Origin of the sequence: Spirulina sp. 06S082, assembly GCF_034932145.1 — a bacterium.
In the GTDB taxonomy this organism is placed as follows: Bacteria; Cyanobacteriota; Cyanobacteriia; order Cyanobacteriales; family Spirulinaceae; genus CCY15215.
In genome coordinates, this window is the sequence record NZ_JAYGHV010000124.1 from 48,969 (window position 1) to 57,216 (window position 8,248).

The window sequence follows — 8,248 nt, forward strand, 5'->3', positions numbered from 1 at the left end:
TAGAGAACAGGCAAATTTATCTTTTATTATCGCTCTACTTATGTTTAAAAAATTATGGCAATGGTTAAAAAATTTAGTGGGAATATTTTCTCCTCGTCCCGAGCCTGCCAAACTGGAGGCGATCGCTTCTTCTCTTAGTAATTCTCCTGAAAATACCCCTTCTCCTGTTTTAGGCGATCGCGATTACGAGTTTCTCTTCGATCAAGTTTTAGAAGGAGTAGCACATGGTTGGCAAGCACCTCGTATCAAACAATTTTTTGAGCAAACAGAAGATCGCATTACCCTCGAACAATGGGTAAATTGGTTGGTACAATTTGGCAGACAAAAGGTTTATGCTCCCCAACCCGATCTCGAATTGGCACGAAGGCTCGATTTACTAGCCAGACAAACCCAACATCTCCCCAAAATTGTAGAAATTGGGGTGGTTTCTTTGGCAATTTCTCAACAATTATCGCAACAAGTGGCAAAAGGAGAAGTCTGGGAATATGATGGACCCGATCTGGCTGTGGATGCCGTCACACCTGAACCGCAAACCGTTGTTTTTACTTTAGAAGAACTCCATGCAAAATTGAAAGAAGATGCTGATTTTAGGCAGGCGATCGCGCAACAAGTTGGGGTCAATTCTGACGATCCAATGGTCATTCTTCAAGCTGTTGCCTATCAAATTTCTCAACAACAAGAAAATAGTTGATAGTTATTTATTTCTAATTTACAATGCTTTTTGATCTTCCTCTTTCTCGCTGGCGCAGTAGCAGTTATTTACATCGATTAGTTGGACTTTTGGGACGATGGCAGGATGGCAGTTTTCTCCTACAATGGGGAGAGGCGATCGCGGCACTTCTCATTTGTATTATTCTGGTTATTTCGCCTTTTGCTTCTACTTCCCTCATTGGTTTATTATTGTTTGCTTGCGGTGCATTTTGGGTATTACTGACCCTTGCTGATAACCTCAAAATTGGCATGACTCCTATTCATCTCTGGGTCAGCCTTTATTGGGGAATTTCTGCGGTTTCGACGGCATTTTCTCCCGTTAAAAAAGCCGCTTTATCGGGATTTATTAAATTTAGCCTCTTATTATTATTATTCCTTTTAGCGGCACGAGTCTTGCGATCGCCTCGTCTTCGCAATGGAATAATGACGGTTTTTCTCCATATTTCCCTACTGGTAAGCGGTTACGGCATTCGCCGGGAATTTAAAGGAGTCGAACAACTGGCCACATGGAACGATCCCACCTCAAAACTCGCTCAAGATACCCGCGTTTACAGTTACTTAGGCAATCCCAATCTGTTGGCGAGTTATCTCATTCCCGCAGTTGCTTTGAGTTTAGCCGCTTTTTTCATCTGGAAGCGTTGGTTGCCAAAAACACTGGCCGCAATTATGTTTCTCACAAATACAGCCTGTCTATTTTATACCGATAGTCGCGGGGGTTGGATCGCGATGATGGCACTCTTTTTTGTTTTTGCGCTTTTACTGCGCTATTGGTGGGCTAAATATTTACCGACATTTTGGCGACTTTGGTTTCTTCCTTTGATGATAGGGGCGATCGCGGCTTTAGTTATTACTGCGGTTATTTTTGTCGAACCTTTGCGCTTGCGAGTGATGAGTATTTTTGCAGGACGGGAAGACAGTAGCAACAATTATCGCATTAATGTTTGGGAAACCGTGTTCAAGATGATTAAAGATTATCCCCTTGTTGGTATCGGTCCGGGAAATGATGCTTTTAAGCAAATTTACCCTCTCTATGCCCAGTCCGGATATGATAATGCTCTCGGTGCCTATTCGGTGTTTTTAGAGCATATTGTGGAAATTGGTTACGTGGGATTTATCAGTTTTCTCTGGTTCATTATCGGCACTTTTGGCCAAGGTTTGCAACAATTGGCACGGTTACGAGATAATCGTAATTTACAGGCATTTTGGCTGATGGCCGCGATCGCCTCTACCGTTGGGCTTTTAGTTCACGGTTTATTTGATACTGTTTGGTATCGTCCCCAAATTAATGTTCTCTGGTGGCTGGGAATTGCGGCGATCGCCAGTTTCTACGATGAAAAAAAGCTAAAGAATGAAGCATGAAAAATCCTACCCAACAAGAACTTGCTACCATTGATAATAAACTCTCTAAGCGGTTTATCAAACTCGATCCGGCTGGCTATTTTATTATTTACTTAGATCGAGAAAATGGGCTGATCTGTGCCAAACATTACAGCAATGAAATTAATGAAAAAGGTTTAGCTGTGGATCCAGAAACAGGAAAACCCATCCCAGTACGTGGAAAAGTTGAGAGAACCCCCACCGCGATTTTTACGGGAAGAACTGCAAAGGAAATTGGCATGAAAATTACAGAAGAAACGAAACCTTGTCCTTTATCTTATTTGGATCATGCTTTGTATTTAGGACGAGAATTCGTGCGTGCAGAAATGGCTTTAATTAAGGGAGAAGAATACATTCAAGATTGATATTTTTACCAGAGACGTGATAGCTAGGGCATGATTTTCTTGACATGAGGATAAGCGAGTATTTTATCATCTACAGTTACCATTGTAGGTTCGTTGGGATCGGCTAAATAGGAATAGGGTTGCATTTCTCGCAGTGGATTAGGAATAAATGTTCTTTGCTGGGTTGATGTAGTTGTTCGAGTTTGGATGTATTCTAATAGTTCTGCTAATAGTGAGTCTGGTGCAGTTGCGATCGCGGAGAGGAGTTGTTCTTTAATGGTGGTCATGGTGCTTCAATTCCTAATAGGGATTAAGTGTAATTGAAACCTGCTGCATTCTGCAACAAAATCTCGAAAACAGAATTGTTTCAATCCCTAATAGGGATAATGATATCCCCCGGTGTACGGAAAATGAGGCAGCGATCGCATAACCCAAAGCAATAGGACTTACGCATTAACGGGCAAGATGCCCGCACTACCATAACAGTAGGATACGGTAGTGGGAGCGTCTCGCTCCCTAGCTGCGTAAGTTCTACACAAATCACCAATGAATTTGACTGAGAATATAGCGCAGTCGATCGTAATCATCCTTCAACAGTAAACTTAACTCTCGTCCCGCTTTGACCAACCAAGGGCGATCGCCTTTCCTGAATCGATAAATCTCTCGTAAAGAAGCCGCAACCAAAGCCTCACAAGGAACATTGCTCACTTGCAAAAGAGTTCTTAAAAATCCCAATTCCTCACTAAATGCGATAATTTCTTCTGGCGCACAGCGATAAACCGCTTGGTGAATTTGCGGAGGACGCGGTGGCAAATATTGAAAAATCTGTCCCCGACTGCTGCCATTATTGCCCCGAGAAGGGGTTTCAAAGCCCAATAATGCTGCTTGAAACTCTGTTTTCAACATGGCAAAAATCTGCGGCTGTTGTTCTCGCAATTCTTCCAAAGATAATCCCAACGCCCTCGCGCGATGCACGGAATCAATAGGTGAGGTTTTCACGTAAGTTACAACCCCCAAAACCTTATTTCCCGATTCCTCATCTTGGGACTTAACCCAACTGCCAAAAGGAGGCATAACGGGAAAACTTAAATCTTCCGGATCCAAACACTGTGCCAAAATTTCCACCGTTGTTGTTTCGATAACTTCGGCAATGCGATCGGGATTGCGATCGCTACTGGTAAATTGTGGTAGAGGAAGGCGCATGAGTTACAGGTTATGAATGATGAGTTAAATAACTCAACTTGCTAGTTATTGATTCGATCCCCCTAAATCTGGGGGGAACCGGAGTCAAAGTCCCCCAAACTTGGGGGATTTAGGGGGCTGGCACGTTGGGGGTTACAGTTTTTCTTCCTCCGATGAATAGTCCCTGCCCTTATCAAGGGGGGCTGGGGGGGATCGAAACGTATCCTATTTGTAACTAGCAACTCGGGTTAAATAGTCAAACGTGAAAGATTACCTTAGAATAGGCATTAGATAGTATTTACTTTTCTATCACAAATATCGACGATTATAACAGATAAAAGCCACTCTCTCAGTTTAATGCAATGATAAAACTTTACAATAGTCATATTTCCTCCAATACTCGCCGCGTTTGGGTTGCACTCCTTGAGAAAAATCTAGAATTTGAGGAGATATTTATCCAACTTAACAAAGGCGAACAATTTACACCGGAATTTCTAGAAATTAATCCGTTTCATCATATTCCCGTTCTGATTGATGATGGCTTTAAAGTGTTTGAATCTCTGGCTATTCTTGACTATCTAGAAGCCAAATATCCTCATCCTCAACTCATGCCAACAGATGCCGAAAGTATTGCTAAAGTTCGCATGATAGAATTGGTTACGCTAAACGAACTTATTCCCCCAACTTTTCCCTTAATGCGAAAGATTTTAGACTTTGAAGTTCCTGACGAACAATTAGAAAAATCCCAAAAGCAGGTTGCAAATGTTTTACAATTTTTTGAAGACCAACTCGACGAAAATCAACCCTATTTTCTAGGCGATCGCCTAACTTTGGCTGATGTTGTTGCGGGAACAACTGTTCCGACTTTATTCTTCTTTGGGATTTCTTTGTCAGAATATCCTAAAATTACAAAATGGTGCGAGACATTACAACAGCGAGAAAGTTGGCAAAAAACAACACCTTCTCCAGAAGCAATTGAAGCCGCAAAAGCAGGAATGAAAAAAATACTTCAACAACGTAGTTAATCAGCTAAAATGCAGGAGAAATAATCTAGATTCAGAATTGTGCCGATCGCGATCATTTTCTCCTCTTCATTTCATCTTTAAAGCTGCTACAACCAGACATCCCCAACCTACCAGAAAAGCAACGCCTCCTAATGGTGTAATTGCTCCTAACCATTTAATTCCAGTTAAACTGAGGGTGTATAAACTGCCAGAAAAGATGAATATTCCTACAATAAAAGCAACTCCTGTAGCTGTCAGGAATCCTGGGGACATATCCATGCGACTGAGGAGAATGGCCACCAATAAAAGAGCCAGGGCGTGATACATTTGATATTTGATTCCTGTCTCAAATATGGCTAATGCACTGGTGCTTAATTTGTCTTTAAGGGCATGGGATGCAAAGGCTCCTCCTGCGACGGCTAAACCGCCAAAAATTGCCGCGATCGCGATAAAAATTCTCTCCATTTTCTTTTAATTTGCCTGCTTTTAATTAATTAACTAAGATTCTGGATAAAAAACAATGCCTTCTCGCAGTTGTTGCAGTACAGTTCCGGGATAGTAAAATTGCAAAATGCGATCGTATTTCCAGCCCAAGTTTGCTAAGGTATAAGACCCATATTGATTTAAGCCGACACCGTGACCAAAACCGCCACCAATAAACTTATAACCCGTTAAATTGCCACTAGCATCAAGAATGGGATCGATGTAAAATAGCGTACTGCGAGGGGGGCCAAAAGCACTTCGAGCCTCTGTTTTTTGTAATTCTACAACACCGCGATCGGTTTCAATGGTAAAAAGAAGAATTCTTCCCGATGGCGATCGCTCTGTCACTGCCATACGCAGTATTTTTTTGATCCCTGCTAAAGGATGTTTGGTTTTCTCTAAATACTTATTCAAATCTTCAGTGAGTTGAGCAATACTACTTTGCCGATTCCAGCGAAAAACTGGACTTTCTGTCCCATTAAATCCTTGTTTTGAGCTAATAAAGCGACGGAAATTCGCTTCATTATTTAAAGGCTGTTGAGCGAGATTCCATTGCGGATTTGCGCCGTCAATTCTTGCTCGCAAATAAGGTCGGGGTTTCCCATCCCAAATATCTTCAAACTGTGCCGTTACTCCCCCTGTATGGGCAGAATAAAGGGCATCCACTAGCTCATCATTGTGGGTAAGAACTAATCCTCGCGTGGCTTGAATCGCGCGATCGGCATTCGCAACTGTTCCAGTTAAACCCTTATAAACTTGACAGTGAACTGTCGCGCAAAGTTCGTAATTATCTGCTTGAAAACGGCGCAAGTTTCTGAGAGCATAAGTACGAGCAATTACGGTTTGCGCTTCCACGGAATTATAAGGGGCATTGGGTCCAATTTCGTGAGGTACAACTCCTCGCAAATAGACTTCGATGGGAACTTCATTGACGAGGGTAAAGTTACCGTAAGAATTGGGTTGCACTCGCAAACTCCCGCCAAAAAGAATTGTATTATCTTTCTCTTTGACGCGGATTAAATTTTTATTACTGGTAATTTCTAAGTTACTGCGATTATAGCGAAAACCATTAATAACAAAAGAGACAATCGGAACAGTATTTAAAACTTCCGACTGTAAATAAGGATTAGTTTCTCCTCGTTCTTGTAAATTCTCTAACAGCATTCGTCGCAGAATGGGAGTATTATAAGTTTCTCGCTTGGCCCAAACTTGCCAGCGTCCAGGTTGTACCACTTCAACTTCAATGCCTTTTTCTTGCCATTCTAGAGCGCTATTTTCTGCGGTTTCAAAGGTCGCTACATCGCTCAAGACTATCCATTCTTGTAGGAGAGGGGATTCTACTGATTTAGGGGCAATTTCTAAGACAATATTGCTAACATTTTCTGTTTTTAGCTGTCCGTTTCCGTCCTGAAATTTTACGGTTAGGGTGTCTCCTTCGGTACTGGAGAGAGTGAGGCGATCGCCAGCTTCATCGCCAAAACGCTGTACAATTCCGACATCAATTTCCATCTCTGGGGAAATTTTTCTTTGGGTTTCAGTCTCGATTTGGGCTTGAGTTTGGGCTTGAGTTTGGGCTTTATTGGGAAAAACTAATGCAGGGAGGAAAGAGAGAGTACAAGGGAGAAGTAAAAATAAAGCTGTTTTTTTCATCGTTTTATCGTACTGTATTAACCAATATTGCAAAAATGGCAAGATTTACCTATACTGCTCGATTATAAATCCTTTCAACTCAAATATCAAGAATAAACGGAATTTTGGGTGCATCTCAGCTTTGCAAAAATACTCAATCGAAACCTGAATATCTTTTCTACATTATTTGTACTTATCGATACTAATGCGATCGCCAAAGCTCAATCTGGACAGTTGAACAACTGTCAAGCATTTCGGAACTATTGCCAAAGTCAGGCTCAGAATAAGATGTAAAGAGTAGAGAATTTACAATTTTATGAATAGCGCTTACATCACTTCGATCGGGAAGTTTTTACCTGGAGAAGCCATTGATAACGACCAAATGGAGGCATACCTCGGACAAGTTAATTCTCGCCCTTCTAAGGTCAGAAAACGCATTCTCAACAGCAATGGCATTCAGCAACGATACTATGCGATCGATCGCGACCAAAAGACTCGTTATTCCAACAGTCAGATGGCTGCAAATGCAGTTCGAGACATTTTAAAACAAACAAATTTAGACCCCCAAACTATCGATTTATTAGCCTGTGGAACCACAATGCCCGATCTTCTCGTGCCAGGTTTTGCCAGTATGGTACATGGAGAATTATCGGAATTATTGCCATTGGAAACTGTTTCGACTCAGGGAGTTTGTTGTGCTGGTATCTCGGCATTAAACTATGCTGTTTCTCAACTCGAATTAGGGAAACGAAAAACGGCGATCGCAGTGGCTTCAGAATTTCCCTCTCGCTTATTCAAGCATACCAAATTTGCAGACGAAACGGCAATTAAAAATAATAAATCTCTTACTTTTGATGTAGAATTTTTGCGCTGGATGCTTTCCGATGGTGCAGGAGCATTTTTAGTTCAAGATCGCCCCAATACAACAGGAATTAGTATTAAAATTGAATGGATAGAACTGGTTTCCCATGCTAATGCTTATCCTCTCTGTATGTATGCAGGAGTTGAGAAAGAAAGCACCAATAAAAGCTGGTTAGATTATTCATCTTATCTTGATGCTGCAAGAGATGGTGCAATGGATTTGCGGCAGAATATTCGCCTCTTGGATAATGTAATTAAATTAGGAGTAGAAGGCTGGTTGCGACTGATTGAATTAGGAAAAGTCGATCCTCAAGAAATTGATTGGTTATTGTGTCATTATTCCTCGCATTTCTTTCGCGGTCAAATTGTTGAACTCTTAGAAAAAGCAGATTGTATGATTCCAGAAGAGAAATGGTTTACCAATTTGTACACTCGGGGAAACACGGGATGTGCTTCTATTTATCTCATGCTGGAAGAATTATTTCATTCTGGGAAACTGCGATCGGGACAAAAAATATTCTGTTTTGTCCCAGAAAGCGGACGCTTTACAACGGCATATATGATGCTAAGTGTTGTTGAAAATGAAAGCACGAATATAGTGAAATCTTCTCTTGCTTTTCATCAACCCGATACTGTTTCTCCTTTGGCTCAATTGCA

At 41.4% G+C, this 8,248-nt stretch carries 9 protein-coding genes; 5 read left to right on the forward strand and 4 right to left on the reverse strand.

Translation table 11 applies throughout. The annotated features are described in order from the left end of the window. The first annotated feature begins 40 nt into the window (after positions 1 to 40). From VB714_RS07925 to VB714_RS07935, 3 genes are read left to right on the forward strand one after another with little or no spacing between them, the layout of a single operon-like run. The gene (locus tag VB714_RS07925; RefSeq protein WP_323222855.1) at positions 41 to 691 is read left to right on the forward strand and encodes a hypothetical protein; all 651 of its coding nucleotides are present in this window, start codon (positions 41 to 43) and stop codon (positions 689 to 691) included. Positions 692 to 714: 23 nt separating this feature from the next. Next, positions 715 to 2,070, forward strand: coding sequence for an IctB family putative bicarbonate transporter (locus tag VB714_RS07930; protein ID WP_323222858.1), 1,356 nt, complete (start codon positions 715 to 717; stop codon positions 2,068 to 2,070). Beyond that, entirely contained in the window at positions 2,067 to 2,453 is a 387-nt protein-coding gene (locus VB714_RS07935; RefSeq protein WP_323222860.1) for a DUF4346 domain-containing protein, read from the forward strand. The genes VB714_RS07930 and VB714_RS07935 overlap by 4 nt, the downstream gene beginning before the upstream one ends. A gap of 23 nt (positions 2,454 to 2,476) precedes the next feature. On the opposite strand, the gene VB714_RS07940 is transcribed toward VB714_RS07935, so the two are convergent. Both VB714_RS07940 and VB714_RS07945 read right to left on the reverse strand, forming a co-directional pair. Next, the gene (locus VB714_RS07940; RefSeq protein WP_323222863.1) at positions 2,477 to 2,719 is read right to left on the reverse strand and encodes a hypothetical protein; all 243 of its coding nucleotides are present in this window, start codon (positions 2,717 to 2,719) and stop codon (positions 2,477 to 2,479) included. 253 nt (positions 2,720 to 2,972) lie between these two features. Beyond that, the gene (locus VB714_RS07945) at positions 2,973 to 3,635 is read right to left on the reverse strand and encodes an HAS-barrel domain-containing protein (protein ID WP_323222865.1); all 663 of its coding nucleotides are present in this window, start codon (positions 3,633 to 3,635) and stop codon (positions 2,973 to 2,975) included. A 341-nt stretch (positions 3,636 to 3,976) separates the two neighbouring features. Between VB714_RS07945 and VB714_RS07950 the strand changes: the two genes are divergently transcribed. After that, positions 3,977 to 4,639: a glutathione S-transferase family protein gene (locus tag VB714_RS07950; RefSeq protein WP_323222867.1), complete on the forward strand. Its 663-nt coding sequence runs from the start codon at positions 3,977 to 3,979 to the stop codon at positions 4,637 to 4,639. 66 nt (positions 4,640 to 4,705) lie between these two features. Here VB714_RS07950 and VB714_RS07955 read toward each other — a convergent pair whose 3' ends face one another. Both VB714_RS07955 and VB714_RS07960 read right to left on the reverse strand, forming a co-directional pair. Then, complete coding sequence (locus tag VB714_RS07955; protein ID WP_323222869.1) at positions 4,706 to 5,083, reverse strand: DUF423 domain-containing protein; 378 nt, start codon at positions 5,081 to 5,083, stop codon at positions 4,706 to 4,708. Between the two features lie 33 nt (positions 5,084 to 5,116). Continuing rightward, entirely contained in the window at positions 5,117 to 6,751 is a 1,635-nt protein-coding gene (locus VB714_RS07960) for a SpoIID/LytB domain-containing protein (RefSeq protein WP_323222872.1), read from the reverse strand. A 295-nt stretch (positions 6,752 to 7,046) separates the two neighbouring features. On the opposite strand from VB714_RS07960, the gene VB714_RS07965 reads away from it, so the two are divergent. Next, positions 7,047 to 8,248 (forward strand): beta-ketoacyl-ACP synthase III (locus tag VB714_RS07965; RefSeq protein ID WP_323222875.1); only part of this gene is annotated, 1,202 nt, incomplete at its 3' end.

Bases quoted from the DNA above. Each gene is read 5' to 3' on its own strand.
- VB714_RS07940 (WP_323222863.1), bottom strand. From the start codon at position 2,719: ATGACCACCATTAAAGAACAACTCCTCTCCGCGATCGCAACTGCACCA.
- VB714_RS07925 (WP_323222855.1), top strand. From the start codon at position 41: ATGTTTAAAAAATTATGGCAATGGTTAAAAAATTTAGTGGGAATATTT.
- VB714_RS07945 (WP_323222865.1), bottom strand. From the start codon at position 3,635: ATGCGCCTTCCTCTACCACAATTTACCAGTAGCGATCGCAATCCCGAT.
- VB714_RS07950 (WP_323222867.1), top strand. From the start codon at position 3,977: ATGATAAAACTTTACAATAGTCATATTTCCTCCAATACTCGCCGCGTT.
- VB714_RS07930 (WP_323222858.1), top strand. From the start codon at position 715: ATGCTTTTTGATCTTCCTCTTTCTCGCTGGCGCAGTAGCAGTTATTTA.
- VB714_RS07935 (WP_323222860.1), top strand. From the start codon at position 2,067: ATGAAAAATCCTACCCAACAAGAACTTGCTACCATTGATAATAAACTC.
- VB714_RS07960 (WP_323222872.1), bottom strand. From the start codon at position 6,751: ATGAAAAAAACAGCTTTATTTTTACTTCTCCCTTGTACTCTCTCTTTC.
- VB714_RS07955 (WP_323222869.1), bottom strand. From the start codon at position 5,083: ATGGAGAGAATTTTTATCGCGATCGCGGCAATTTTTGGCGGTTTAGCC.